This window comes from Nocardioides faecalis, from assembly GCF_018388425.1.
Lineage (GTDB): Bacteria > Actinomycetota > Actinomycetes > Propionibacteriales > Nocardioidaceae > Nocardioides > Nocardioides faecalis.
This window is the reverse complement of record NZ_CP074406.1, coordinates 1,883,506-1,909,003: the sequence shown is the minus strand read 5'-3', so window position 1 is coordinate 1,909,003 and position 25,498 is coordinate 1,883,506. Positions and strand designations below refer to the sequence as shown.

General features: G+C 71.8%; 23 protein-coding genes. 7 read left to right on the top strand and 16 right to left on the bottom strand.

Annotated features, from left to right (window positions below; genetic code table 11):
* Positions 1 to 2 precede the first annotated feature (2 nt).
* From pgi to KG111_RS08740, 4 genes are read left to right on the top strand one after another with little or no spacing between them, the layout of a single operon-like run.
* Positions 3 to 1,730, top strand: coding sequence for a glucose-6-phosphate isomerase (gene pgi, locus KG111_RS08755; RefSeq protein WP_205290258.1), 1,728 nt, complete (start codon positions 3 to 5; stop codon positions 1,728 to 1,730).
* A complete protein-coding gene (gene pgl / locus KG111_RS08750; protein WP_205290257.1) occupies positions 1,727 to 2,494 on the top strand; it encodes a 6-phosphogluconolactonase in 768 nt (255 codons plus the stop codon). The genes pgi and pgl overlap by 4 nt, the downstream gene beginning before the upstream one ends.
* A gap of 48 nt (positions 2,495 to 2,542) precedes the next feature.
* Complete coding sequence (locus KG111_RS08745) at positions 2,543 to 4,105, top strand: sodium-dependent transporter (RefSeq protein ID WP_205290256.1); 1,563 nt, start codon at positions 2,543 to 2,545, stop codon at positions 4,103 to 4,105.
* Positions 4,102 to 4,233, top strand: coding sequence for a methionine/alanine import family NSS transporter small subunit (locus tag KG111_RS08740; RefSeq protein WP_205290255.1), 132 nt, complete (start codon positions 4,102 to 4,104; stop codon positions 4,231 to 4,233). The genes KG111_RS08745 and KG111_RS08740 overlap by 4 nt, the downstream gene beginning before the upstream one ends.
* A gap of 21 nt (positions 4,234 to 4,254) precedes the next feature.
* Here the strand turns inward: KG111_RS08740 and KG111_RS08735 are convergent, their stop codons facing one another.
* The 10 genes from KG111_RS08735 to uvrC all read right to left on the bottom strand — a co-directional run bounded on the left by KG111_RS08735 (position 4,255) and on the right by uvrC (position 15,694).
* Entirely contained in the window at positions 4,255 to 6,561 is a 2,307-nt protein-coding gene (locus KG111_RS08735) for a PKD domain-containing protein (protein WP_205290254.1), read from the bottom strand.
* A 240-nt stretch (positions 6,562 to 6,801) separates the two neighbouring features.
* Positions 6,802 to 7,161 carry an RNA polymerase-binding protein RbpA gene (locus KG111_RS08730; protein WP_205290253.1) on the bottom strand — a complete coding sequence of 120 codons (360 nt, stop codon included), beginning with the start codon at positions 7,159 to 7,161 and terminating at the stop codon, positions 6,802 to 6,804.
* A 67-nt stretch (positions 7,162 to 7,228) separates the two neighbouring features.
* On the bottom strand, positions 7,229 to 7,465 hold the full coding sequence (secG, locus tag KG111_RS08725) for a preprotein translocase subunit SecG (protein ID WP_205290446.1): 237 nt from the start codon (positions 7,463 to 7,465) through the stop codon (positions 7,229 to 7,231).
* A gap of 30 nt (positions 7,466 to 7,495) precedes the next feature.
* Positions 7,496 to 8,314, bottom strand: coding sequence for a triose-phosphate isomerase (tpiA, locus tag KG111_RS08720; protein ID WP_240195342.1), 819 nt, complete (start codon positions 8,312 to 8,314; stop codon positions 7,496 to 7,498).
* Between the two features lies 1 nt (position 8,315).
* Positions 8,316 to 9,539, bottom strand: a complete 1,224-nt coding sequence (locus KG111_RS08715) for a phosphoglycerate kinase (RefSeq protein ID WP_249666364.1) — start codon at positions 9,537 to 9,539, stop codon at positions 8,316 to 8,318.
* Positions 9,540 to 9,544: 5 nt separating this feature from the next.
* Positions 9,545 to 10,540 (bottom strand): type I glyceraldehyde-3-phosphate dehydrogenase, encoded by a 996-nt coding sequence (gap, locus tag KG111_RS08710; protein ID WP_205290252.1) that lies wholly within the window; start codon positions 10,538 to 10,540, stop codon positions 9,545 to 9,547.
* Positions 10,541 to 10,679: 139 nt separating this feature from the next.
* The gene (gene whiA / locus KG111_RS08705; protein ID WP_205290251.1) at positions 10,680 to 11,666 is read right to left on the bottom strand and encodes a DNA-binding protein WhiA; all 987 of its coding nucleotides are present in this window, start codon (positions 11,664 to 11,666) and stop codon (positions 10,680 to 10,682) included.
* Positions 11,667 to 11,775: 109 nt separating this feature from the next.
* A complete protein-coding gene (locus KG111_RS08700; RefSeq protein WP_249666363.1) occupies positions 11,776 to 12,783 on the bottom strand; it encodes a gluconeogenesis factor YvcK family protein in 1,008 nt (335 codons plus the stop codon).
* 3 nt (positions 12,784 to 12,786) lie between these two features.
* Positions 12,787 to 13,665, bottom strand: coding sequence for an RNase adapter RapZ (gene rapZ, locus KG111_RS08695; protein ID WP_205290250.1), 879 nt, complete (start codon positions 13,663 to 13,665; stop codon positions 12,787 to 12,789).
* On the bottom strand, positions 13,658 to 15,694 hold the full coding sequence (gene uvrC, locus KG111_RS08690) for an excinuclease ABC subunit UvrC (protein WP_372440123.1): 2,037 nt from the start codon (positions 15,692 to 15,694) through the stop codon (positions 13,658 to 13,660). Before uvrC ends, rapZ begins: the two co-directional genes overlap by 8 nt.
* 58 nt (positions 15,695 to 15,752) lie before the next feature.
* Here uvrC and KG111_RS08685 point away from each other — a divergent pair, with 58 nt between their 5' ends.
* The gene (locus tag KG111_RS08685) at positions 15,753 to 17,018 is read left to right on the top strand and encodes a tetratricopeptide repeat protein (protein WP_249666362.1); all 1,266 of its coding nucleotides are present in this window, start codon (positions 15,753 to 15,755) and stop codon (positions 17,016 to 17,018) included.
* Between the two features lie 16 nt (positions 17,019 to 17,034).
* On the opposite strand, the gene KG111_RS08680 is transcribed toward KG111_RS08685, so the two are convergent.
* Positions 17,035 to 17,520 (bottom strand): Rieske (2Fe-2S) protein, encoded by a 486-nt coding sequence (locus KG111_RS08680; protein WP_205290247.1) that lies wholly within the window; start codon positions 17,518 to 17,520, stop codon positions 17,035 to 17,037.
* A 47-nt stretch (positions 17,521 to 17,567) separates the two neighbouring features.
* On the bottom strand, positions 17,568 to 20,540 hold the full coding sequence (uvrA, locus tag KG111_RS08675; RefSeq protein WP_205290246.1) for an excinuclease ABC subunit UvrA: 2,973 nt from the start codon (positions 20,538 to 20,540) through the stop codon (positions 17,568 to 17,570).
* 142 nt (positions 20,541 to 20,682) lie between these two features.
* On the opposite strand from uvrA, the gene KG111_RS08670 reads away from it, so the two are divergent.
* Both KG111_RS08670 and KG111_RS08665 read left to right on the top strand, forming a co-directional pair.
* Entirely contained in the window at positions 20,683 to 21,429 is a 747-nt protein-coding gene (locus KG111_RS08670; protein WP_205290245.1) for a maleylpyruvate isomerase family mycothiol-dependent enzyme, read from the top strand.
* A gap of 51 nt (positions 21,430 to 21,480) precedes the next feature.
* Positions 21,481 to 22,152 (top strand): MBL fold metallo-hydrolase, encoded by a 672-nt coding sequence (locus tag KG111_RS08665; protein WP_205290244.1) that lies wholly within the window; start codon positions 21,481 to 21,483, stop codon positions 22,150 to 22,152.
* Between the two features lie 21 nt (positions 22,153 to 22,173).
* Here KG111_RS08665 and KG111_RS08660 read toward each other — a convergent pair whose 3' ends face one another.
* The 4 genes from KG111_RS08660 to KG111_RS08645 all read right to left on the bottom strand — a co-directional run bounded on the left by KG111_RS08660 (position 22,174) and on the right by KG111_RS08645 (position 25,481).
* Entirely contained in the window at positions 22,174 to 22,782 is a 609-nt protein-coding gene (locus KG111_RS08660; protein ID WP_205290243.1) for a DNA-3-methyladenine glycosylase I, read from the bottom strand.
* 46 nt (positions 22,783 to 22,828) lie between these two features.
* On the bottom strand, positions 22,829 to 23,926 hold the full coding sequence (locus tag KG111_RS08655; protein ID WP_205290242.1) for a ferredoxin--NADP reductase: 1,098 nt from the start codon (positions 23,924 to 23,926) through the stop codon (positions 22,829 to 22,831).
* Positions 23,927 to 24,004: 78 nt separating this feature from the next.
* Positions 24,005 to 24,307: a hypothetical protein gene (locus KG111_RS08650; RefSeq protein ID WP_205290241.1), complete on the bottom strand. Its 303-nt coding sequence runs from the start codon at positions 24,305 to 24,307 to the stop codon at positions 24,005 to 24,007.
* A 1-nt stretch (position 24,308) separates the two neighbouring features.
* Complete coding sequence (locus KG111_RS08645; RefSeq protein ID WP_205290240.1) at positions 24,309 to 25,481, bottom strand: 3-ketosteroid-9-alpha-monooxygenase, oxygenase component; 1,173 nt, start codon at positions 25,479 to 25,481, stop codon at positions 24,309 to 24,311.
* Between the last annotated feature and the right edge of the window lie 17 nt (positions 25,482 to 25,498).

Sequence of the window (25,498 nt, the reverse complement as noted above, 5' to 3'; positions counted from 1 at the left end):
CCGTGGGCCAGCCCCGCGCCGACGTCCCCGCACCGATCGATCCCACGACGACGGCAGCATGGGCCCGGCTCGGCGAGCTGGCCGCCCGCTACCGCTCCGACGACGGCACGTGGACGACCACGCTGACCGGGCTGTTCACCGAGCCCGACCGGGTCGAGGCGCACACCCACCCGGCCGGCGACCTGCACGTCGACCTGTCGAAGAACCTCGTCGACGCCGGCGTGCTGGCCGAGCTCGTGGCGCTGGCACGCGAGGTCGGCCTGGAGGGGCACCGCGACGCGATGTTCGCCGGCGAGCGGATCAATGTCACCGAGGACCGTGCGGTGCTGCACACGGCGCTGCGGCTGCCGCGCGACGCCGAGCTGCACGTCGACGGCCAGGACGTCGTCGCCGACGTGCACGAGGTCCTCGACCGGGTCTACGCGTTCGCCACCCAGGTGCGAACCGGGGCGTGGCGCGGCTTCTCCGGCGAGCGGATCCGCACCGTGGTCAACATCGGCATCGGTGGCTCGGACCTCGGGCCGGTGATGGCCTACGAGGCGCTCACGCCGTACGTCGACGACGCCCTGACGTGCCGGTTCATCTCGAACGTCGACCCGACCGACGCCGCGCAGACGCTGGCCGGTCTCGACCCGGCGAGCACGCTCTTCATCGTCTCCAGCAAGACCTTCACCACGCTGGAGACGCTGACGAACGCCCGGCTGAGCCGGACCTGGCTGCTCGACGGGCTGCGTGAGGCCGGCGTGCTCGGAGCAGACGACGGGGACGACTCCCCCGCCGCCCGCGAGGCCGTCGCCCGGCACTTCGTCGCCGTCTCCACCGCGCTGGACAAGGTCGCCGACTTCGGCATCGACCCGGCCAACGCCTTCGGGTTCTGGGACTGGGTCGGCGGGCGCTACTCGCTCGACTCCGCGATCGGCACGTCCCTGGCGATCGCAGTCGGACCCGAGCGGTTCGCCGAGCTCCTCGACGGCTTCCACACCATGGACGAGCACTTCCGCACCGCCCCGCTCCCCCAGAACGTGCCGGCCCTGATGGGGCTGCTCAACGTCTGGTACGTCAACTTCCTCGGCGCGCACACCCACGCCGTGCTGCCCTACGCCCAGTCCCTGCACCGGTTCCCCGCCTACCTGCAGCAGCTCACCATGGAGTCCAACGGCAAGGGCGTGCGATGGGACGGCGCGAGCGTGCGGACCGACACCGGTGAGGTGTTCTGGGGCGAGCCGGGCACCAACGGCCAGCACGCCTTCTACCAGCTGCTGCACCAGGGCACCCGGATCGTGCCCGCCGACTTCATCGCCTTCGTCAACCCTGCGCACCCGCTGCGCGACGGCGAGACCGACGTGCACGAGCTGCTGCTGGCCAACTTCCTGGCCCAGACCCGCGCGCTGGCGTTCGGCAAGAGCGCCGAGGAGGTCCGCGCCGAGGGCACCGCGGAGGCAGTCGTCGCGGCCCGGGTGTTCCCCGGCAACCGGCCGACCACGTCGATCCTCGCTCCGGCCCTGACGCCTGCCGTGCTGGGCCAGCTGATCGCGCTCTACGAGCACATCACCTTCACCCAGGGCGTGGTGTGGGGCATCGACAGCTTCGACCAGTGGGGGGTCGAGCTCGGCAAGCAGCTCGCCAAGCAGATCGCCCCTGCGCTCAGCGGCGACGACTCCGTGCTCGATGCCCAGGACCCCTCCACCCAGTCCCTCGTCCGCTACTACCGGGAGCACCGCGAACGATGACCCACCCGAACCCACCCGTCCCCACCGGCTCCGGCGACGAGCGCCCGGCCCCGCTCGTGGAGGTCCACGACGGGCCCGACGAGCTCGCCACCGCGATCGCCGGTGAGCTGCTCAACCGGATCAGCGACTCCCAGGCGGCCGGCAACATCCCCGACATCGGGCTCACCGGCGGCAGCATCGCCCGCGCCGTGCACCGCGAGGTGGCACGGCTGGCCGACGACTCCGGGGTCGACTGGGGCGCGGTCCGGTTCTTCTTCGGCGACGAGCGGTTCGTGCCGGCCGCGGACCCCGAGCGCAACGTCGGCCAGGCCCGCGACGACCTGCTCGACGTCGTCGGCGCCCGCCAGGTGTTCACCGCCCCCGCCTCCGACGAGGTCGCGGACCTCGAGGAGTCGGCGTCGCAGTACGCCGCCACGGTGCAGGAGCAGATCTCGGGTGAGCTGGAGGTGCTCATGCTGGGCATCGGCCCGGACGGGCACGTGGCCTCCCTGTTCCCCGACCACCCGGCGCTGGCGGTCATCGGCACGGAGGCGACCGGCGTGAGCGACTCCCCCAAGCCTCCGCCCGAGCGCGTCACGCTCACCTTCGACACACTGAACCGGGCACAGTGCGTGTGGTTCCTGGTCAGCGGCGAGGGCAAGGCGGAAGCCGTCGCCCGGGCCCTCGCCGAGACCGGCAGCATCGAGGAGACCCCGGCGCGCGGAGTGCACGGCCGTCTCGAGACCGTGTGGTTCCTCGACCGTGAGGCTGCCTCCCGACTCTGAGCCGGCACTCCTCCTGGCCCGCCGACCCCGATCCGAGAGCATGGAGCGATGAGCACCGCCGAACCCACGACCCGACGACGCCGCGGAGCGTTCAGCAGCCGCAAGGTCTTCATCTTCGCCGCCATCGGCTCGGCCGTGGGGCTGGGCAACATCTGGCGCTTCCCGTACGTCGCCTACGAGAACGGCGGCGGGGCGTTCATGATCCCGTACCTGGTGGCGCTGCTCGGCGCTGGCCTGCCGTTCCTGCTGCTCGACTACGCGCTCGGGCACAAGTACCGGGGGTCGGCGCCGCTGTCCTTCGCCCGGCTCCGTCGCGGTGCCGAGTCACTGGGTTGGTGGCAGGTCGGGATCTGCTTCCTGATCGCGATCTACTACGCCGCGATCATCGCCTGGGCCCTGCGCTACATGATCTTCTCGGTGGACGAGGCCTGGGGCGCCAAGCCTGAGGAGTTCCTGTTCGAGACCTTCCTGCAGGCCGGCGACCCCGGGATCGACACCACGATCGTCGTGGGGGTGCTGGTGCCGCTGGCGATCGTGTGGGGCGTCGTGGTCCTGGTGATGGCGCTCGGGGTGGAGAAGGGCATCGGGAAGCTCTCCTTGTACTTCATCCCGGTGCTGGTGGTGGCGTTCGCCGCGCTCGTCGTCCGGGCGCTGACCCTGGACGGAGCGGCGACCGGCCTGGACGCGCTCTTCACCCCCCACTGGGCGGCGCTGACCGAACCGGGCGTCTGGGGCGCCGCGTTCGGCCAGATCTTCTTCTCCCTGTCCATCGGCTTCGGCGTCATGATCACCTACGCCTCCTACGTCGACGAGGACAGCGACATGTCCGGGGCGGGCATGGTCGTCGGCTTCGCCAACTCCGGCTTCGAGCTCCTCGCCGGCATCGGGGTGTTCGCCGCGCTGGGCTTCATGGCCCAGGCGCAGGGCATGGCCGTCGACGAGGTCGCCGCCGACGGGCTCGGCCTCGCCTTCGTGGTCTTCCCGACCCTGATCAGCGAGGCGCCCGCCGGCGCGCTGATCGGCGTGCTGTTCTTCGGGTCCCTGGTGATCGCGGGCCTGACGTCGCTGGTCAGCGTGCTCGAGGTCGTCGTCTCCGCGGTGCGCGACAAGCTCGAGCTCGGCCGGGTCACGGCGGCGTTGGCCGTCAGCGTCCCCGCGGCCGTGGTGAGCCTGGTGCTGTTCAGCACGACCAGCGGCGTGCACGTCCTCGACATCATCGACCACTTCATCAACCAGTACGGCATCCTGCTGGTCGCCGTGGTCAGCATGCTGGTCGTCGCGTGGTCGCTCCGGGCGCTGCCCGACCTCGCCGACCACCTGAACCGGACCGGTTCCCTGAAGCTCGGCCGGACCTGGTTCCTCCTGGTCGGGATCCTGGTCCCGGCCGCGCTGACCTACATCCTCGTCGACGCGCTGGTCGCCGACATCAAGGAGCCCTACGCCGGCTACCCCGGCTGGATGCTGGGCTGGCTCGGGTGGGGCGCGGCCGGCGGCGTGATCGTCCTCGGCGTGGTCCTCTCCCGGCTGCCGTGGCGGCCGGAGACCCCCCTGACCGCGCCGTACGACCGCCCCGATGCCGACCAGGCCGTGAAGAAGGAGGAGATCCGATGAGTCCGGAGGCCGTGGTGCTGATGCTGGTCTCGATGGTGATCCTGTGGGGCGGGCTGGTGGTCGCTGTGATCCGGTTGAGCCGGCACGAGCCGCCCTCGTCGCTGGACGAGCTGCACCGGGACCTCTGAGCCGACGTCGCCCGAGGTCCCCTACGCCGTGGACGTGGGCGTGATCGAGCTCGCGACGAACCACTTCACCAGCAGGTCGCCGGCACGGACCGGCGCGGGGAGGGTGAGGTTGTGCGCGAGCAGGTCGCCGGTGGCGGACGCCACCAGGCTCCCCGGCCTCGCCGCCGCTGGCTGCACGACGCGGGTCGTGCTGCTGCTGGCCCCACGGTCGTCGGTGACGGTCAGCGTGACGGTGCGCTCGCCACCGCGGGGGTAGACGTGGCTGAGCGTGCTCGACGTCCCCGCAACGCTGGTCCGGCGGGCGACCTTCCACGCGTAGCGGGTGACGGTGCCGTCGGGGTCGCTGGAGGCACGGGCGTCCATCGTGCAGCTGAGCTGCGCGCACTGCGCGGTGAACGACGCGGTCGGCGCCCGGTTCGCCGGGACCGCGGCCGTGCCCTGGAAGGGGAACATCACCCGTGAGGTCCAGCCGCCGCCCGCGCCACTGATCACCGTCGAGGTGCCGGCGACCGGCCCCGCGCTCGGTCCCCACCCGCTCCACGTCGCGACGTTCAGCGTGCCGGAGCTGGTCGCGTAGTAGAGCCGGCCGCCGGCGACGAAGGCGCCCCGCATGGAGGAGAACCTCACGCCGCTGACGGCGCGGGTGGTGAACAGGTGCTGGCCGACCACGTCGGAGTCGCGCTCGAAGGCGCGACGGAACAGCTGGTTGGACCCGGACTTGGTGAAGTACATCCAACCCTGGTCGTAGAACAGGCTCGTGATCGCCGGGACGTCGCCGCGGTGCCAGTCGTCCTGGTACACGATCCGGTCCGCGGTCTGCACCGTCACCGCCGGGCCGTAGCTCTGCCCGTCGAAGGTGCGCCGCGTCAGCGAGCCGTCGCTGTAGGCGGTGTACAGCACGCCGTCCAGCATGAACGCACCGACGGCGCTGCCCCAGCCGGTGCCGATCGCCGTCCGCTGAGAGGTGCTGACACTCAGGGCGAGCGCGTTGGGCACGTCCTGCGCCGCCCCGGCGCTGGAGCCGGTGAAGGCGCGGCGCTGGAGCTGGCTCTGGCCGCGGGGCACGCGGTAGACGGTCGTCGGGAGGCCGTTGGCCCGCAGCGGCACCAGCCGGGTGCCGCCCGCCAGCGGCAGGAACGCGATCCGGCGCCGGGTCTGGTCGGCGAAGACCTCGGTGTCGGAGCCCACGAACAGCCCGTCGGGGGTGGCGATCATGTCCTTCACGCCCTCCCCCAGGCTGCGGGTCGGGTTCCAGGACAGCGGCAGTCCGTTCACCGCGCTCAGCGCCGCGATGCCGGGCCGGGAGACGGCGCCCTGCCCGGCGGCGTCGCCGCGCGTGGGGTTGTTCTGCCAGCGTGCGTGCCCGCCGACGTACACGACGTCTTGGGTCACCTCGACCGACCACGTGGTGTCGCCGCCGGTGTAGGCCGTCCAGGTCGGCCGGACGTCGGTGCCCGACGCCGAGGACTCGAAGCGGGCGACCACGTCACAGCCGCTGGTGCCGGCCATGGTCGCCGCGGCGCCCCCGTAGGCCCCGGTCGTGGAGACGGCGAAGAAGCGGCCGTCGGGTGAGTACTCGACGTCGGTGACGTAGCTGTAGAACTTCGCGCTGCACCGCGACTCGAACTGGCGGGTGGAGTAGCCGGCGAGCGCGTACGTCGGCCCGCCGATGTCGAACACCGCGAACTGGTGCCGGTCCGCTCCGTTCACCTGTGCGAAGTTGCCGACCACGACCAGCCGACTGTTGGCAGGGTTGATCGCGATCTGCAGCACGTAGGTCCCCGTGTCCGGCTGGTGGGAGCCGGTGAAGGTGCCGCTGAAGTACGGGTCGCGCACCCCGGTGGTCGCGTTCACGGTGACCAGCGCCCGCTGGGCGGTGCCCTGCACGTGGGTGAACTTGCCGGCCACCCAGAGCCGGTCGCCGGTCACCGCGATGTCGCGGACGTCGCCGTTGAAGGTGCCCGGCGAGAACGCGGCGACGCGGTTGCCGGTGGCGACCGCCACCCGGTAGAGCCGGCCCACCGCGGTCGCGACGCCGCCCGAGGTGACGCTGGTGAACGCGCCGCCCACGTACGCGGTGGCGCCGTCCGGCGAGGCCTGCACCTTCTGGACGGTGCCGTTGGGGTTCGGCGCGAACGTCGCGCTCACCTGGCCGGTGCGGACGTGGAACGCGAACAGGTTCCGTCGCGGGATGTCGGTGCTGCTGCCCGCTTGCCGGACGCGCGTGAACCGTCCCCCGACGAGGATCAGGTCGCCGACCCGGGTCATCGTGAGGACCTCGCCGTCCATCACGTGCGGCGTGAACGACGCCGGGGCGGCGCTGACCACCTGCCCCGGCTGCGGGGCCGCATGCCCGGTGTCCGAGGCGCTCGCCGATGGCGCAGCGAACAACCCCGACGCGAGAACCGTCGCCCCGAGCACTGCCACCCACACACGACGCATCGCCGTCACACCCCCTGAGCGACCCGCGTCGCCAGGTCCTGTTTCTACCGGCGAACCCAGGCGGGGGAATGCCCTGAATCGGGGATCCCGAAGGGCGTCTCGGGCGCCGTCCGGCGCCCGGAGGTGCTAGAAGATGACCTCGCCCGACTTGCGGCGCGAGCGCAGCAGCTTGATCGCCTCGTCGAGGATGACCTCGGCCTCCTTGTCGGAGCGGCGCTCCTTCACGTAGGCGAGGTGGGTCTTGTAGGGCTCGTTCTTCGGCGCCGGCGGCGCGTTCTCCGAGTCCAGCCCGGCGGGCAGCCCGCACTTGGGGCAGTCCCACGACTCCGGCGCGGTCGCCTCGACGGCGAACGTGATCACCGAGCGGTGCAGGTTCGCACAGAAGTAGGTGACCACCTGGCGCGGCGCGGCCTCGCCGCGCTCCGCCTCGCCCATCGGTCCTGCGCCGACGCGACTCCCGCGGATCGCGTTCCCACCACCAGCCAACGGTCTCTCCTCAAGCCTCAGGTCGGTCCGCGCCTGCGGCGGACCGGTCGTCGATCAGTACGGGTGGTCAGCTCTGGTAGGCCAGGAGGAGACCGAGCGCGATGACGCACGCGAACCAGATCACGCCCATGCCGACCGTGAACCGGTCGAGGTTGCGCTCCGCGATCGACGAACCCCCGAGCGAGCTCGAGACGCCACCGCCGAACATGTCGGACAGACCGCCGCCCCGACCCTTGTGCAGCAGCACGAGCAGGATCAGGATCAGGCTGGTCAGGACGAGCAGCACGGTGAGAGCGGTAGTCAACACGCGCGGAATCCTACGGCAGGGCCAGGGTCAGGACAGCACCGGCATGTCGTAGAACCGGCAGATTCCGCCGAACTCGTCCACGTCGAGGCTCGCGCCACCGACCAGGGCGCCGTCCACGTCCTCCTTGGCCATGATCCCAGCGACGTTGCCGGCCTTCACCGAACCGCCGTAGAGGACCCGGACGCCGGCCGCCGCCTCCGCCCCGAAGGACTCGGCGACGTGGGCACGGATCGCCGCGCAGACCTCCTGCGCGTCGTCCGGCGTGGCGACCTCGCCGGTGCCGATCGCCCAGACCGGCTCGTAGGCGATGACCAGCCCAGCGACCTGGTCGGCGTCGAGACCGGCCAGCGACCCCGCGACCTGGGCCGTGGTGTGGGCGACGTGCTCGCCGGACTGGCGGACCTCCAACCCCTCGCCGACGCACACGATCGGCGTCATGCCGGCGCCGAGCGCGGCCTTCGCCTTGGCGTTGACCACCGCGTCGGTCTCGCCGTGGTACTGCCGGCGCTCGGAGTGCCCGACCACCACGTAGCTGCAGCCCAGCTTGGTCAACATCGCGGCGGAGATCTCGCCGGTGTAGGCGCCGGACGCGTGCTGGGAGACGTCCTGGGCGCCGTACCGGATGGAGAGGCGGTCGCCGTCGACGAGCGTCTGCACCGAGCGGATGTCGGTGAACGGCGGGATAACCGCCACCTCGACCTTGCCGTAGTCGTGCCGCTTGTCCGAGAGCGTCCAGGCCAGCTTCTGCACCAGGACCACGGCCTCCGCGTGGTTCAGGTTCATCTTCCAGTTGCCCGCCATCAGCGGGGTCCGGCCGCTGCCGGACGCAGTGCGCTTGGCCGCCATCTCAGGCCTTCCCTTCCAGCACGGTGATCCCCGGGAGCTCCTTGCCCTCCAGGTACTCCAGGCTGGCGCCGCCGCCGGTGGAGATGTGGCCGAAGGCGGCCTCGTCGAAGCCGAGCGCGCGGACCGCGGCGGCGGAGTCGCCGCCACCGACCACCGAGAGGCCGTCGACCTCGGTCAGCGCCTGCGCGACCGCCCGGGTGCCCTCGGCGAAGGCCGGCTTCTCGAAGACGCCCATCGGGCCGTTCCAGAAGACGGTGCGGGCGTCGGCCAGAGCCGCGGCGAAGGCCGCGCCGGAGTCGGGCCCGATGTCGAGGCCCATCGTCTCGGCCGGGATGGCGTCGGCAGGCACGACCCGCGCGGAGGCCTCGTCGCCGAAGCTGTCTGCCACCACGATGTCGGTGGGCAGCACGATCTCGACGCCCAGCTCGGCGGCGCGCTGCTGGTAGGCCCGCACGGTGTCGAGCTGGTCGGCCTCGAGGAGGCTGTTGCCCACCTCGTGGCCGGCTGCCTTGAGGAAGGTGAAGACCATGCCGCCGCCGATCAGCAGCCGGTCGGCCTTGCCGAGCAGGTTGTCGATGACCCCCAGCTTGTCGGAGACCTTGGAGCCGCCCAGGACCACCACGTACGGACGCTCAGGGTCGACGGTCAGCCGGCGGAGCACGTCGATCTCGGTGGCCACGAGACCACCCATCGCGGACGGCAGTCGCTTCGCGACGTCGTACACGCTGGCCTGCTTGCGGTGGACCACGCCGAAGCCGTCGGAGACGAAGAAGTCGGCGAGGGAGGCGAGCTGGTCGGCGAAGGCGCCGCGCTCGTCGTCGTCCTTGCTGGTCTCGCCCGGGTTGAACCGCACGTTCTCCAGCAGCGCGACCTGGCCGTCGGCGAGGCCGGCGACGACCTCGTGGGCCGACTCGCCGACGGTGTCGGTGGCGAAGGCGACGTCGGAACCGAGCAGCTCGCCGAGCCGGACGGCGACCGGGGCCAGGGAGTAGGCCGGGTCGGGTGCGCCCTTGGGGCGGCCGAGGTGGGCCGTCACGATGACCTTCGCGCCGGCCCCCGCGAGGGCCTGGATCGTGGGCAGGCTGGCCCGGATCCGGCCGTCGTCGGTGATCCGCTTCTGCCCGTCCACCTCCTCCAGCGGGACGTTGAGGTCGGAGCGGACGAGGACCCGCTTGCCGCTGACGCCGTTCAGGAAGTCCGGGGAGAGCCCGTTGTCGGTGGTCACAATCGTCAGAGCGTAGCGCCGACGTGGACGATCAGGTCCGCGAGGCGGTTGGAGTAGCCCCACTCGTTGTCGTACCAGCCGGCCACCTTCACCTGGTTGCCCAGCACCTTGGTCAGGGGTGCGTCGAAGATGCAGGAGGCGGGGTCGGTGGTGATGTCGGTGGAGACGAGGGGTGCCGTCGAGTACCGCAGGATCCGGCCGTCGGCGGCGGCGCGGACGATCTCGTTGACCTCCTCCACGCTGGTCTCCCGCGACGCCTCGAAGCTGAGGTCGACCAGGGAGCCGGTGGGCACGGGCACCCGCAGCGCGTAGCCGTCGAGCCGGCCCTTGAGCTCGGGCAGCACCAGGCCGATGGCCTTCGCCGCACCGGTGGAGGTGGGCACGATGTTCAGCGCGGCGGCACGCGCGCGCCGCAGGTCGCGGTGGATGTTGTCCTGCAGGTTCTGGTCGGCGGTGTAGGCGTGCACGGTGGTCATCAGGCCGCGCTCGATCCCGAGGCCGTCGTTGAGCACCTTGGCCATCGGCGCCAGGCAGTTGGTCGTGCACGAGGCGTTGGAGATGACGGTGTGCTCGGCGGGGTCGTACGCGTCCTCGTTGACGCCCATCACGACGGTGAGCGCCTCGCCCTTGGCGGGTGCGGAGATGATCACCTTCTTCGCGCCGCCGTCGACGTGGGCGCGCGCCTTCGTCGGGTCGGTGAAGCGCCCGGTGGCCTCGAGCACGACGTCGACGCCCAGGTCCCCCCAGCCGATCGCAGCGGGGTCGCGCTCGGCGAAGGCGCGGATCTCCTTGCCGCCGACGATGATCGCGTCGTCGCTCGAGCCGACCTCGGCGTCGAGGATGCCGAGGATGGAGTCGTAGGCGAGCAGGTGCGCCAGCGTGGCACGGTCGGTGAGGTCGTTGACGGCCACGATCTCGATGTCCGCGCCGCTGGCGCGCACCGCCCGGAAGAAGTTGCGGCCGATCCGGCCGAATCCGTTGATTCCTACGCGAACAGTCACTGCGAGCCTCCTGGGAGTTCGGGACGGTGCCGGGCTTCCGACACTAGCCCGCAGACCTGCGAGGCGGGAGACTCGAAGTGACCTGGATCACGATTCCCGGGAGCGACCCGGGGCTCGCGGCGACGCGAGAGGCGGTGGCTCAGCCTTCCTCGGCGAGCATCTCCGGGGTCAGCGACGCCTCGGTGTCGGGGATGCCCAGCTCCTCGGCACGCTTGTCGGCCATGGCCAGCAGCCGGCGGATCCGACCGGCGATGGCGTCCTTGGTCAGGACGGGCTCGTGCAGCTGGCCGAGCTCCTCGAGCGAGGCCTGCTTGTGCTCGAGCCGGAGCTCGCCGGCCATCCGGAGGTGGTCGGGGACCTCCTCGCCGAGGATCTCCATGGCCCGTTCCACCCGCGCGCCGGCGGTCACCGCGGCGCGAGCGGAGCGTCGGAGGTTGGCGTCGTCGAAGTTGGCCAGCCGGTTGGCGGTCGCCCGGACCTCGCGCCGCATCCGGCGCTCCTCCCAGGCCATCAGGGTCTCGTGGGCGCCGAGCCGGGTGAGCAGCTGGCCGATGGCGTCGCCGTCGCGGATGACCACGCGGTCCACGCCGCGCACCTCGCGGGCCTTGGCGTGGATGCCGAGCCGGCGGGCGACACCGACCAGGGCGAGCGCCGCCTCCGAGCCGGGGCAGGTCACCTCGAGCGAGGAGGAGCGACCCGGCTCGGTCAGCGAGCCGTGGGCGAGGAAGGCGCCGCGCCAGGCCGCGACGGCGTCACAGGCACCACCGGAGACGACGGCAGGCGGCAGGCCGCGCACCGGGCGCCCGCGCTGGTCGAGCAGGCCGGTCTGTCGCGCCAGCGCCTCGCCGTCACGGGCGACCCGGACGATGTAGCGGCTGCCCTTGCGCAGCCCGGTGCCCTGCACCATGACCACGTCGGAGCTCTGGCCGTAGATCTCGGCGATGTCCTTGCGCAGCCGGCGGGCGGCCGCGCCGGTGTCGAGCTCGGCCTCCACGACGATCCGGCCGCTGACGATGTGCAGGCCGCCCGCGAAGCGCAGCGTCGAGGCGACCTCGGCCTTGCGGCAACAGGCCTTCGTGACCGAGGTATTGGCCAGCTCCGCCTTCACCTGTGCCGTCATCGCCATGGCGATGATCCTCCCACGGAGGTCAACAGCCCTCGCCAAGTGCCCGGACAGCCCAGGCGCAGGGTGTCTGACGGCTCACGCCGCGCCCCGGCAGGGCGCCCAGGAGGGCTCAGCCCGCGCGGAAGATCCGCTCGTAGGCGGCCGCCAGCTTCTCCGGGTCGTGCCGGGCAGTGCCGTCCTCGGCGGCCACCTCGTCGAGGACCAGGCGCGCACCGAGGGCGGCGACCATCTCCTCCAGCTCGGACAGGTCCGCACCCACCGACGCGCGGTCGGCGAGCACGGTGTCGATGGCCAGGGCGGGCGCGTGCTCGGCCAGCACCGCGAGGTGGTCGGCCGGCCCGAAGCCACCCGTCTCCCCCTCCTGCTCGGCGAGGTTGAGCACGACCACCACGCGCCCGCGGGTGCTCGCCAGCGCGGCGCTCAGGTCCGGCACGAGCAGGTGCGGCAGGACGGAGGTGAACCAGGAGCCCGGGCCCAGGACGACCCAGTCGGCCTCGTCGATGGCCGACACGACCGCGGGGCTCACCGGCGGGGAGTGCGGCTCCAGCGCGATGGAGCTGATCACGCCCTCAGTGGTGGCGATCTCGACCTGGCCCCGCACGCTGGTCAGCGCGTCAGGGTCGCCCGGCACCAGGCCGCGGACCTCGGCGGTGATGTCCATCGGCGTCAGTGCCATCGGCAGCACGCGCCCGCGGGCGCCCAGCAGACGACCGACCCAGTCGAGCGCGTCGACGTGGTCGCCGAGGAGGTCCCAGAGCCCGACGATGAGGAGGTTGCCGACCACGTGGCCGCGCATCTCGCCGTCGCCGGTGAAGCGGTGCTGCAGCACCCGAGCCCAGGTGTCTCCCCACTCGTCGTCACCGCACAGCGCGGCCAGCGCCATCCGCAGGTCGCCCGGCGGGAGGACGCCGAACTCTCCCCGCAACCGCCCGGACGAACCGCCGTTGTCGGCGACCGTCACGACCGCCGTGAGCTCGTCGACGGTGAGGTCGTCGAGCAGCCGGCGCAGCGCGCTCAGGGAGGCGTGCAGGCCGTGCCCGCCACCGAGCGCCACGATCGACTGTGCACGCGCGGTCGAGCTGGTGACAGGGGCGGTCGGGAGGGAGTCCTCACCCACCGCTCACTCCCGCCCCAGGTCGCGGTGGAAGACCCGTGCGGAGTAGCCCGCGTCCTGCAGCCGGCGGCAGATCTCCTCGCTCATGGCGACACTGCGGTGCTTGCCGCCGGTGCAGCCGATGGCGACGCGCATGAATCGCTTGCCCTCGCGCACGTAGCCCGCGGCGACGCCCTCGAGGAGCGGGACGTAGGCGTCGAGGAACTGTGCCGCGCCATCGCGGTGCAGCACGTAGTCGGCGACCTCGGGGTCCTGACCGGTGCGCGGGCGCAGCTCGGGGACCCAGTGCGGGTTGGGCAGGAAGCGCATGTCGGCCAGGTAGTCGGCGTCGACCGGGATGCCGTGCTTGAACCCGAAGCTGATCACGCTCACCCGCAGCCGGGTGCTCTCGGTGGAGCCGAACGCGTCCGCGATCCGGTCGGTCAGCTGGTGCACGTTGAGGTTGCTGGTGTCGATCACCAGGTCCGCATCGGCGCGCAGGTCCGCCAGCACGACCCGCTCCCGCTCCAACCCGTCGAGCAGCCGGCCGCCCCCTTGCAGCGGGTGCGGTCGCCGGGCCGCCTCCTGCCGTCGCACGAGCACCTGGTCGTCGGCGTCGAGGAAGACGAGCGTCACCTCGCGCCCGCCCACGCCGTGCGCCAGGGCGCTGCGCAGGCCCTGGAAGAAGGAGCCGGAGCGCACGTCGACGACGACGGCGATCGCCTGGGCGGGACCGTGGCTGTCGTCGACGAGCCGGACCACGTCGGCGAGCAGTCCTGGCGGCAGGTTGTCCACCACGTAGAAGCCGAGGTCCTCCAGCTCCTTCGCCGCCGTGCTGCGCCCGGCACCGGTCATCCCCGTGATCACGACCAGCGGGCCGGAGATGGGGTCGGCGTGCTTAGCCATCGGCGGCCACGTCCTGGTTCATGGTGCCCATTGTGGCCGAGGATGGCTTCGCGTGGGCGGCGTCCTCCCCGGCAAGGGCCTGCTTGATGGCCTCGGCCGTGCGCGGACCGATGCCCGGTGCCGCCGCGATCTCCTCCACGGACGCGGCGCGGAGCTTGCGCAGGGAGCCGAAGTGGCGCAGCAGCGTCTTGCGTCGTACCTCGCCGAGGCCCGGGACGCCGTCGAGCACGCTCTCCACCATCGACTTGGAGCGGCGGTTGCGGTGGTGGGCGATCGCGAAGCGGTGGGCCTCGTCGCGCACCCGCTGCAGCAGGTAGAGGCCCTCGGAGGTGCGCGGCAGGATGACCGGGTCCTCCTGCCCGGGCAGCCACACCTCCTCCAGGCGCTTGGCGAGGCCGCACACGGGGATGTCGTCGATGCCGAGCTCGTCCAGGGCGCGCTGCGCCGCGGCCACCTGCGGCGGGCCGCCGTCGACGACGACCAGGCCCGGCGCGTAGGCGAACTTCCGGGGTCGGCCGGTGTCCGGGTCGACGAGCATCGGGCCGCTGCCCTCGCCGTCGCCGGGACGCAGCTCGGACCGCGCCTGCTCGTCGAGGAGGCGGCGGAAGCGCCGGGTGATCACCTCGTGCATCGCCGCGACGTCGTCGGAGCCCTCCTGGTCGCGGATCACGAACCGGCGGTACTCCCCCTTGCGGGACAGGCCGTCCTCGAAGACCACCATCGAGGCGACGATCTCGGTGCCCTGGATGTGGGAGACGTCGTAGCACTCGATGCGCAGCGGGGCCTCGTCGAGCTCCAGCGCCTCGGCGATCTCGGCCAGCGCGCGGTTGCGGGTGGTGAGGTCGCTGGCCCGCTTGGTCTTGTGCAGCGCGAGCGACTCCGCGGCGTTGCGCTGGACCGTCTCCTGCAGGGTGCGCTTGTCGCCGCGCTGCGGCACCCGGATCTCGACGCGGGAGCCGCGCAGGTCGCTGAGCAGCCGCTCGAAGGTCTCCACCTCCGGCGGCAGCTCGGGCACGAGGATCTCCCGGGGGACGGCGTCGCGGGCGTCCTCGGCGGAGACCCCGGCGTAGAGCTGGAGCAGGAAGTCCTCGACCAGGGCCGAGGTGTCGCCCTCGTCGGTGCGGTCGGCGACCCAGCCGCGCTGACCGCGGATCCGCCCGCCGCGGACGTAGAAGACCTGTACGGCGACCTCGAGCGGGTCCTCGGCGAGCGCGATGACGTCGGCGTCGGAGCCGTCGCCGAGCACGACCGCCTGCTTCTCCAGCGCCTTCTTCATGGCGCCGAGGTCGTCGCGCAGACGGGCGGCCCGCTCGAAGTCGAGCTCCTCGGAGGCGGCGTACATCTGCGCCTCGATCCGCTTCATGAACGGCCGGGTGCGCCCCGCCATGAACTCGCAGAAGTCGTCGACGATCTCGCGGTGCTGCTCGGCGGAGACGTTGCCGACGCAGGGCGCGGCGCACTTGTCGATGTAGCCGAGCAGGCAGGGACGGCCGATCTGCGCGGAGCGCTTGAACACGCCGTTGCTGCACGAGCGCATCGGGAAGACCCGCAGCAGGATGTCGACGGTCTCGCGGATCGCCCACGCGTGGCTGTACGGGCCGAAGTAGCGGGTGCCCTTCCGCTTCGCGCCGCGGCCCACCATCACGCGCGGGAACTCCTCGGAGACCGTGACGGCGAGCCAGGGGTAGGACTTGTCGTCGCGGTACTTGACGTTGAAGCGAGGGTCGTACTCCTTGATCCAGGAGTACTCCAGCTGCAGCGCCTCGACCTCGGTGCCCACCACGGTCCACTCCACCGACGTCGCGGTGGTGACCATCGTGGCCGTGCGAGGGTGCAGCGTGGCGATGTCGGCGAAGTACGACGACAGGCGCGCGCGGAGGTTCTTCGCCTTGCCCACGTAGATCACCCGGTGGTTGCGGTCCCGGAACCGGTAGACCCCTGGCTGGGTGGGGATCGAGCCGGGCTTCGGCCGATAGCTCAGGGCGGGTGACACGCCTCCAACCCTACGGATCGGGACCGACAGAGCCATCCGAGACTAACCATAGTGGTTTACTGGACTTATGCGCTGTCGGGATCGGTACGGGTACGTGTTGACCACGAGCGTGGAGGCGGCCGAGGCCTACACCGCCGGGGTGCACGACCTGGTGCGCCTGCGGGCAGGTGCGGCGGAGCAGATCGCGATGGCGCTGGTCCTCGACCCGACCTTCGCCCTCGGGCATGCGGCACTCGCGCTCGTCGGGCACGAGATGTGCGTGCAGGTCGACACCCAGGGCCGGCTCGCCGACGCCCGGCTGCACGCCGCCCGCGCCAGCGAGCGCGAGCGCAGCCACGTGCACGCCGTGGACCGGCACCTGCAGGGCGACTCCACGGCGCTGCTCGCCCACCTGGCGGCGTACCCGCGTGACGCACTGCTGCTCACGGTGGCGATGCCGACCATCGCGTTCGCCGGCCTGGCCGACGCGCCCGACCGCGGCTGCGGCATCGTCGAGGCCGCCGCCCCCGCCTACGGCGACGACCCGTGGCTGGCCGGCCTGCTCGCCTTCGTCCGCTCCGAGCAGCGACGCTTCGGCGAGGCGATGGAGCTGTCGTGCCGCTCGCTGCAGGCCGACCCCGGCGGCGGCCACGCCGCGCACGCCCGGGCGCACGCCCACTACGAGACCGGTGACCACGAGAGCGGCCTGTCCTGGCTGGACGGCTGGATCAACGACGCCGGTGCGGGCGTGGACAGCCTGACCCACTTCTCCTGGCACGCCGCGTTGCACGAGCTCACGCTCGGCGACCTCGCTGCGGTCCGCGCACGCTACCTGCGCGAACTGCAGCCACACGACGCCGTCGGCTGTCGCGCGCTGGTGGACACCGGCTCCCTGCTGCTGCGCTGGTCGCTCACCCCTGGCGCCACCGACGTCCCGGGCCTCGACGAGGTGCTGGTGGCGGTCGGGGAACGGGTCGTCGAGCGACCCAGCACCGCCTTCCTCGCGATGCACGTCGCGGTCGCGCTGCTCGCCACCGGCGACCGCACCGGGCTGGAGCGCCTGGCCCGGTGGTGCACTACGCAGGCGTCCCCCGCACACCGGGAGGTCGCCGGCCCGCTGGCGCGCGCCCTCGCCCGGATGGTCGATGGTGACTGCGGCGGCACGGCGGACGCGCTGGCCGCGCTGGCGCCGCAGACCTGGCGCCTGGGCGGGTCGGACGCCCAGCGGGAGCTGGTCGAGGAGATCCGGATCGCGGCGCTGCTGCGGGCCGAGCGGCCGGTCGAGGCGGGCGCCCTGCTCGACGCCCGGTTGGCGCGGCGCCGTTCGCCGCGCGACGAGGCGTGGCGCGCCGCGGCCGGGCACGGCCTCCGGGTGTCCTAGCCCGCAGGCCATCCGCTCACCCGCGCACCACCTGGTCGCCGTCGACCTCGACGGCGACCTGGGGCAGCGGGCCGGCTGCCGGGCCACCGGTGTGCGCACCGTCGGCCACGGCGAACGTGCTGCGGTGGCAGGGGCACACGATCTCGCCGTCCTCCACCGAGCTCACCAGGCAGCGATTGTGGGTGCAGATCGCGGAGAACGCCTTGAACTCCCCCGGCCTCGGCTGCGTGACCACGATCTCGGCGTCCTTCAGCACGACGCCGCCGCCCACGGGCACGTCCGCGGCCGCGACCAGGGCATCCCCGGCGCCGGGCGAGGCGGGAACTGTCGTCGCCGGAGCGCTGGACGTCGGCTGCGGCGGGCTCGGTGGGGCCGGTGTGCGGCGCGGCGCGGGGTCGGTCGCGGTGGTGCTGCCCTCGGCGCAGGCGCTCAGCACGGGCAGCCCCAGGGCGACCGTGGTCACCCCCGCCAGGGTCTGCCTCCTGCTCAACCGTGCGCTCATGACACCCAGGCTAGGACCCGGGCCACCGGCCACACCGAGGCGAGGCCCTAGGAGGACTTCGCGACCCGGCGGGCCGCGGCGCTCTTGCGCGTCGCCGTCTTCTTCGCCGGCTTCCCGGTGTCCTCCGCGGGCGCCTTGCGCGGCTTGCCGGGCTGAGCCGCGGCACGTCCCTCCAGCAGCGGACGGAGGTAGTGGCCGGTGTGGCTCTCCTCGTGCGCCGCGACCTCCTCCGGCGTGCCCTCGACCACGACCATGCCGCCGCGGGAACCACCTTCGGGACCCATGTCGATGATCCAGTCGGCGGTCTTGATGACGTCGAGGTTGTGCTCGATCACCAGCACGGTGTTGCCCTTGTCGACCAGGCTCGACAGCACGCCCAGCAGCTTGCGGATGTCCTCGAAGTGCAGCCCGGTCGTGGGCTCGTCGAGGACGTAGACGGTGCGGCCGGTGGACCGCTTCTGCAGCTCCGCGGCGAGCTTGACCCGCTGCGCCTCGCCGCCGGACAGCGTGGTCGCGGGCTGGCCGAGGCGCACGTAGCCGAGCCCGACCTCGACCAGGGTCTGCATGTGCCGGGCGATCGCGGGGACCGCGGCGAAGAAGTCCAGCGCCTCCTCGATGGGCATGTCGAGGACCTCGGCGATGGTCTTGCCCTTGTAGTGCACCTCGAGCGTCTCGCGGTTGTAGCGGGCGCCGTGGCAGACCTCGCACGGCACGTAGACGTCGGGCAGGAAGTTCATCTCGATCTTGATCGTGCCGTCGCCGGCGCACGCCTCGCACCGGCCGCCCTTGACGTTGAACGAGAACCGCCCCTGCTGGTAGCCGCGCATCTTCGCCTCGGGCGTCTGCGCGAACAGCTTGCGCACGTGGTCGAAGACCCCGGTGTACGTCGCCGGGTTGGAGCGCGGCGTGCGGCCGATCGGGGACTGGTCGACGTGGATCACCTTGTCCACGTGCTCGAGTCCGGTGATCTTGCGGTGCCGCCCGGGGATGGTGCGGGCGTTGTAGATCTGCTTGGCCAGCGAGGTGTAGAGGATGTCGTTGACCAGCGTCGACTTCCCCGAGCCGGAGACACCGGTGACCGCGCAGAACACCCCCAGCGGGAAGTCGACGGTGACGTCCTTGAGGTTGTTCTCGTGGGCGCCGTGCACCGTGAGCGCACGCCCGACGGTGCGGGGGCGCCGGACGGCGGGTACCGGGATCTCCCGGCGACCGGACAGGTACTGCCCGGTCAGCGAGTCCGGGTGCTCCAGCAGGCCCTTGACGCTGCCGGAGTGCACCACCTGACCGCCGTGCTCGCCGGCTCCGGGACCGATGTCGACGATCCAGTCGGCGACCCTGATGGTGTCCTCGTCGTGCTCGACGACGATCAGGGTGTTGCCGAGGTCCTTGAGCCGGACCAGGGTCTCGATCAGCTTCTGGTTGTCGCGCTGGTGCAGGCCGATGGACGGCTCGTCCAGCACGTAGAGCACGCCGACGAGGCCGGCACCGATCTGGGTGGCGAGCCGGATCCGCTGCGCCTCACCACCGGAGAGCGAGCCGGAGGGGCGATCCAGGGACAGGTAGTCCAGGCCCACGTCGAGCAGGAACGCGAGCCGCTCCTGGATCTCCTTGAGCACGCGCTCACCGATCTGGCGCTCGCGCGGGCTCAGGTCGAGGTCGGCCAGGTAGGCGGCCGCCTCGTTGATCGGCAGCGCGCAGACCTCGGCGATGTTGAGCCCGCCGGTGCCGTTCGGGGAGTCCTTCGCGCCGAGGGTGACGGCCATGGACACCGGCTTGAGCCGGCTGCCGTGACAGACCGGGCAGGGCACCTCGCGCATGAAGCCCTCGAACCGCTCGCGGCTCGTGTCGCTCTCCGCCTCGCGGTGGCGGCGCTCGACGTACTTCTTCACGCCCTCGAACTCGGCGTAGTAGGAGCGCTGGCGGCCGTAGCGGTTCCGGGTGACGACGTGGACCTTCGTCGAGTGGCCCTCGAGCACCGCCTTGCGGGCCTTGGCGGGCAGCTGCTCCCACGGGGTGTCGACGTCGAAGCCGAGCTCCTCGCCCAGCGCGACGAGCAGCCGGCCGAAGTAGTCGGCGACGTGGGCGTGGCTCCACGGCTGCAGCGCGCCCTCGGCCAGGGTGGCGGTCGGGTCGGGCACCACGAGCTCGGGGTCGACCTCCATCCGGGTGCCCAGGCCGACACAGGCCGGGCACGCGCCGAACGGCGAGTTGAACGAGAACGAGCGGGGCTCCAGGTCGTCGGTCTCGATCGGGTGGTCGTTGGGGCACGCCATCCGCTCGGAGAACTTCAGCTCCTTGCCGGCGTCGACGAGGTCGAAGACGACGAGGCCCGAGGCCAGGCCGAGGGCGGTCTCCACCGAGTCCGTCAGCCGCCGCTTGGCGGTCTCCTTGACGGCGAGACGGTCGACGACGACCTCGATGTTGTGCTTGTACTTCTTGTCGAGCTTCGGCGGGTCGGCGAGCTGGTGCAGCTCACCGTCGACCCGGGCCCGGGAGAAGCCCTGGGCCTGCAGCTCGGCGAACAGGTCGACGAACTCGCCCTTGCGCCCGCGCACGACGGGGGCGAGCACCTGGAACCGGGTGCCCTCCTCCATCGCCATCACGCGGTCGACGATCTGCTGGGGGCTCTGCTGCTCGATCGGCGCACCGCAGGTCGGGCAGTGCGCGCGGCCGGCGCGCGCGTAGAGCAGTCGGAGGTAGTCGTAGACCTCGGTGATCGTGCCGACGGTCGAGCGCGGGTTCTTCGAGGTCGACTTCTGGTCGATCGAGACCGCGGGCGAGAGGCCCTCGATGAAGTCGACGTCGGGTTTGTCCATCTGCCCGAGGAACTGCCGGGCGTACGCCGAGAGCGACTCGACGTAGCGGCGCTGCCCCTCCGCGAAGATGGTGTCGAAGGCCAGGCTGGACTTGCCGGAGCCGGAGAGACCGGTGAAGACGATGAGCGAGTCTCGCGGCAGGTCGATCGAGACGTCCTTGAGATTGTGCTCGCGCGCGCCACGAATGATCAGCTGGTCGGTCACTTCCGGTCCTCGGTTCCTCTCGGGTGATCGACGTCTTCGAACAAGCGTTCGCCATTCTAGGGCGGGGGAACAAGCCACCGCGACCGTCTCCAAGCCTCTCACCCACCGCCGACAACGACGCGATCCCGGGCATGATGGGTGGGTGACGTCACACCACGAGGCACAGGGCGCCGGCGACTGCCTCGGCTCCGGGCGGCACGCGGAGCTGCACGCCGACCTGCGGGCCGCCACGCGGCGCCTGCTGCAGGCAGCCGACGTGCTGCGCGATGCCGACTGGGCAGCGCCGAGCGTCTGCGCCGGCTGGAGCCGGGCACACGTGCTGGCGCACCTCGCGCTGAACGCCGAGGGGCTCACCGGCGTGCTGCGCGGCCTCGTCGCCGGCGTCCCGGCCAACACCTACGCCTCCGTCGAGGCCCGGGACCGCGACATCGTCGACCTCGCCGCCGCTGCGCCGGACGTCGTACGACGACGGCTGCACGACTCCGCCGCCGAGCTCGACGCTGCGCTGGTGGCCGCCGGCGAGGTGCCGGTGGACGCGACGTTCGAGCGCACCCCCGGCGGGCCGGTGCTGCGCGCCGGCGTGATCCCCGGGATGCGGCTGCGCGAGGTGGAGATCCACCACGCCGACCTGCTCGTGGGCTACTCCCCCGCCGACTGGCCGGCGCGCACCGCCGAGCGGTTCCTGCGTCGCGACGCCCGGGTGCACGCCTCGGCGGGGCTGCGGGTCGAGGCCACCGACACCGGCGGCAGCTGGGCGTTCGGCGAGGTCGGCCCCGAGGCTCCCGTGGTCAGCGGTCCGCTGGCCGCCCTCGCGTGGTGGTCCAGCGGCCGCGACGCGGGCGGGGCGGTGACCTGCTCGGCCGGTGTGCTGCCCGCGTTGCCGGGCTGAGGCGGGCTGAGCCGACACGCCGCCCGGTGGGAGCGGTGCGAGGATGTGCCCATGACCTACCTCGGAGACGTCACCGTCGGCGGCGAGCCCCAGACCCGCGAGCTGCCCGGCCTGACCATCACCAAGGTCGCGGTCGACGAGAAGATGTCGAACAACTGCTACCTGCTGCGCTGCACGGCCACGGGCGAGCAGGCCCTGGTCGATGCCGCCGCCGACGCGCCCCTGCTGCTCGACCTCGTCGGCGAGGCGGGCCTGGGCACCGTGGTCACCACCCACCGACACTGGGACCACCACCGGGCGCTGGCCGAGGTCGTGGCCGCGACCGACGCGAGCGTGGTCGCCGGCGAGCCGGACGCCGACGCCATCACCGAGCAGACCGGCGTCGCCGTGGACCGGCGGGTCTCGGACGGTGACACGGTGCAGGTCGGCGACACGCGGCTCGAGGTCATCGCGATCGCCGGTCACACGCCGGGCTCGATCTGCCTGCTCTATCGCGACCCGCAGGGACCCGCGCACCTGTTCACCGGGGACTCGCTGTTCCCCGGCGGCGTGGGCAACACGTTCGGCGACGCCGCCGCGTTCGCCACGCTCATCGACCAGGTCGAGACGAAGATCTTCGCCCCACTGCCCGACGACACGTGGTTCTACCCCGGGCACGGCGACGACTCCACCCTCGGCGCGGAGCGGCCGCACCTGGCCGAGTGGCGCGAGCGCGGCTGGTAGTCCGCTCGCCGATGGTGGGGCTCAGGCCGGCCGCGGCAGCCGGGCGCGCGCCTGGGCGACCTGCTCCCGCGTCACGCAGCCCAGCGCGTGGTCGTTGACCAAGCCCATCGCCTGCATCAGCGCGAACATCGTGGTCGGCCCGACGAACTTCCACCCACGCCGCTTGAGGTCCTTCGACAGCGCGACGGAGGCCGGCGAGGTGGTCAACGACTGCGGCTCACCGAGCTCGGCCGCCGAGGGCTCGAACCCCCACAGGTACGACGCCAACGACCCCTGCTCCGCGACGAGCTCGAGCGCCCGGCCGGCGTTGTTGATGGCCGCCTCGATCTTGCCGCGGTGCCGGATGATCCGGGTGTCGGCGAGCAGCCGGTCGACGTCGCTGGCGTCGAACCGGGCCACGACCTCCATGTCGAAGTCGGCGAAGGCCTCGCGGAAGGCGGGGCGCTTGCGCAGGATGGTGAGCCAGCTCAGCCCGGACTGGAAGCCCTCCAGGCAGACCTTCTCGAAGAGCCGGCGGTCGTCGTGGACCGGGAAGCCCCACTCGTCGTCGTGGTAGGCGAGCATCTCCTCGCTGCCCAGCGCCCAGGCGCAGCGCGGCAGTCCGTCGGGTCCCGGCACGGCGGTGGTCATGGCCCTACCGTGACACGGCGACCCGACACCTGCCGGCGAAGACTCCTCAGCTGTAGCTGACCTTCACCCGGTCGGTCAGCGGCACGGCCTGGCAGCCGAGCCGGATGCCGTCGGCGAGGTCGTCGTCGTCGAGGACGTCGTTGTGCAGCATCCGCACGTCCCCCTCGACCATCCGGATCGCGCACGCCGAGCACTCGCCCTCGCGACACGAGTAGGGCGCCTTGACGCCCTTGGACTCCAAGAAGTCGAGCAGCTTGGTGCGCGGGTCCCAGTCGTCGAAGGTGTGCTCCTCCCCGTCGAGCTCGACCTCGAGCTTGACCGGCCCGACAGGGGCGTCGGCGAACACGTCGGCGGCCGCGGCGTCGTCGTCGGCCTCGGCCGCAGCGACCTCCTCCTCCGCTGCGCGCACCTCCGCGACGTCGCCGAACGGGTTGCCGCCCAGGGAGACGAACTTCTCCTGGTGGCGGCGCTCGCGGGGCACCCCGAGCTCCTTGAGCACGCCGGTGACCATCTTCATGAAGGGGGCCGGTCCACACACGAAAGTGTCGTGGTCGGGGTGCTGGGCGGCGAAGGCGCGCATCTGCTCCGCCGTCGGCAGGCCCTGGACGGACTCCAGCCAGTGGATGACCTGCAGGCGCTCCGGATGCTCGGCGGCGAGCCGGGACAGCTCGCCGGCGAAGATGACCGACTTCTCGTCCCGGTTGGCGTAGAGCACGACGATGCGTCCGGTGCCGTGGGCGAGCGCGGTGCGCACGATCGACATGATCGGGGTGACGCCGGAGCCGCCGGCGAAGAGCAGCAGGTCGGCGTCGAGGGAGGCCGGGGTGAAGATGCCTGAGGGCGGCAGCACCCGCAGGGTGTCGCCCACCGTGACGTTGTCGCACAGCCAGTTCGAGGCGTAGCCGTCGGCGGTGCGCTTGACGGTCACCGTCAACGGACCGTCGTCGTGGGGGCTGCTGGACAGCGAGTAGCAGCGCGCGGCGAGGCCGTCGCGGTCACTGGGCACCGCCACGGTCAGGAACTGACCGGGCTTGTAGGCGAACTTCTCCTCGGCGCCCGCGGGCACGGCGAAGCTGATCGACGTGGCGTCGGCGGTCTCGGCGACCACGTCGACGACGTCCAGAACGAAGGACTCGATGTCCACGGAACTTCCCACGACCTTCTCTGCACTCGGATGACGGGCGGCGGGCCGGTGGCCCGCTGCCGGAGGGGGACGAGCTGCTCAGTACCCGTCGAGCGCGCCGATGGGCACGTCCCCCGCGCGCACAGCATCCTCGATGCTGGCCGTCATGCGTGGGCAGGGGCGGTGCACGTCTCGCCTTGCGGACGAGCGGTCCCGCCGCGACAGATCGGGACAGGCGGCGAGCGCCTCGGTGCTCCACTGCACGGAGGTGTGGTGCTCGGAGTTCTTCTTCACCCGCACCCGGGCCAGGCAGTCCAGGCAGGCCACCTCGACCAGCCTCGCCTCCGTGTAGAGCCGCTGGTCCTCCAGCGTCTCCGGGTTGGTGGGGACGAAGGAGGCCACGTCAGGTCCCCGACATGATCGGCGGCTCGCCGCCGGCGCCGGCCTCGGCAGCCGCCTTCTCGTCGGCGGCCATCCGCGCGAGGTTCTCGGCGACCTCCTCCTGCCAGAACTCGTTGGCCTTGGTGGTGTCGACCTCGAACTCGAAGCGCTCCACCATCTCGGGGGCGATGTCGGCGACGTCGACGTAGAACTGCTCGTACCAGCGGCGCAGCTGGTAGACGGGCCCGTCCTCCTCGCACAGCAGCGGGTTCTGCACGGGCACCTTGTTCTTCCAGATGTGCACGTCCTGCAGGAACCCGGAGCCGAACATCTCGGCGTACTTGCGCGCGATGTAGTTCGCGGTGTCGTCGTCCATGCCCTCGGGCTTCTTCACCGTGATCCCGTACTGCAGCAGGAACGAGTCCGCGCCGGTCGGGATGTGGGTGTTGATCAGGATGACCTCGGTCTCGAAGCCCTTGTAGTCGACCTCGAGCCAGTTGATCATGTACGAGGGCCCGTAGTAGGTGGCCTCGGACTTGAGGAACAGCTCCGCCGAGCCGTAGCCGCCCGCCTTGTCGGGGCGGCCCTTGGACTCCATGAACTGGGTCGCGGTGTGGCCCTCGAAGACGTTGCGGAAGCTCGTCGGGAACGAGAAGTGCACGTAGTAGAAGTGCGCCATGTCCACGACGTTGTCGATCAGCTCACGGCAGTGCGAGCCCTCGATGTGCTCGGCGTTCCACACCCAGTCGGTGTAGAGACCCTCCTCCAGCCCCGGCAGCTGCGGGGGCAGGATGTCGTGGTCGGCCTTGGCGCCCTCGGGGTCGTGCCAGATGAAGAGCTGGTCGTTGCGCAGCGCGGTCTCGTAGCGCTGGGTGCGCGCGCGCAGCGGGACGCGGCGGGCGTAGGGGATCTGCTTGCACTTGCCGTCGCCGCCCCAGCGCCAGTCGTGGAACGGGCACGCGATCTCGTCCCCCTTGACCTCGCCCTGGGTCAGGTCGCCGCCCATGTGCCGGCAGTAGCCGTCGAGCACGTTGAGCTCGCCCTTGCCGTCCACCCAGACCACGAGCTTGGTGCCGAAACCCTCGACCGCGTGCGGCTTGCCGTCGCGGAAGTCCGAGGCGAGTCCGAGGCAGTGCCAACCGCGGGCATAGCGCAGCGGCGTGGCTCCCTGGTCGAGAAGGCGGGTGTCGGTCATGTAGAACACGTTATAGT

Bases quoted from the DNA above. Each gene is read 5' to 3' on its own strand.
- KG111_RS08745 (WP_205290256.1), top strand. From the start codon at position 2,543: ATGAGCACCGCCGAACCCACGACCCGACGACGCCGCGGAGCGTTCAGC.
- KG111_RS08665 (WP_205290244.1), top strand. From the start codon at position 21,481: ATGACCTACCTCGGAGACGTCACCGTCGGCGGCGAGCCCCAGACCCGC.
- tpiA (WP_240195342.1), bottom strand. From the start codon at position 8,314: ATGGCGGCCAAGCGCACTGCGTCCGGCAGCGGCCGGACCCCGCTGATG.
- whiA (WP_205290251.1), bottom strand. From the start codon at position 11,666: ATGGCGATGACGGCACAGGTGAAGGCGGAGCTGGCCAATACCTCGGTC.
- pgl (WP_205290257.1), top strand. From the start codon at position 1,727: ATGACCCACCCGAACCCACCCGTCCCCACCGGCTCCGGCGACGAGCGC.
- KG111_RS08660 (WP_205290243.1), bottom strand. From the start codon at position 22,782: ATGACCACCGCCGTGCCGGGACCCGACGGACTGCCGCGCTGCGCCTGG.
- uvrC (WP_372440123.1), bottom strand. From the start codon at position 15,694: ATGGCTCTGTCGGTCCCGATCCGTAGGGTTGGAGGCGTGTCACCCGCC.
- rapZ (WP_205290250.1), bottom strand. From the start codon at position 13,665: ATGGCTAAGCACGCCGACCCCATCTCCGGCCCGCTGGTCGTGATCACG.
- KG111_RS08645 (WP_205290240.1), bottom strand. From the start codon at position 25,481: ATGACCGACACCCGCCTTCTCGACCAGGGAGCCACGCCGCTGCGCTAT.
- KG111_RS08740 (WP_205290255.1), top strand. From the start codon at position 4,102: ATGAGTCCGGAGGCCGTGGTGCTGATGCTGGTCTCGATGGTGATCCTG.
- KG111_RS08680 (WP_205290247.1), bottom strand. From the start codon at position 17,520: ATGAGCGCACGGTTGAGCAGGAGGCAGACCCTGGCGGGGGTGACCACG.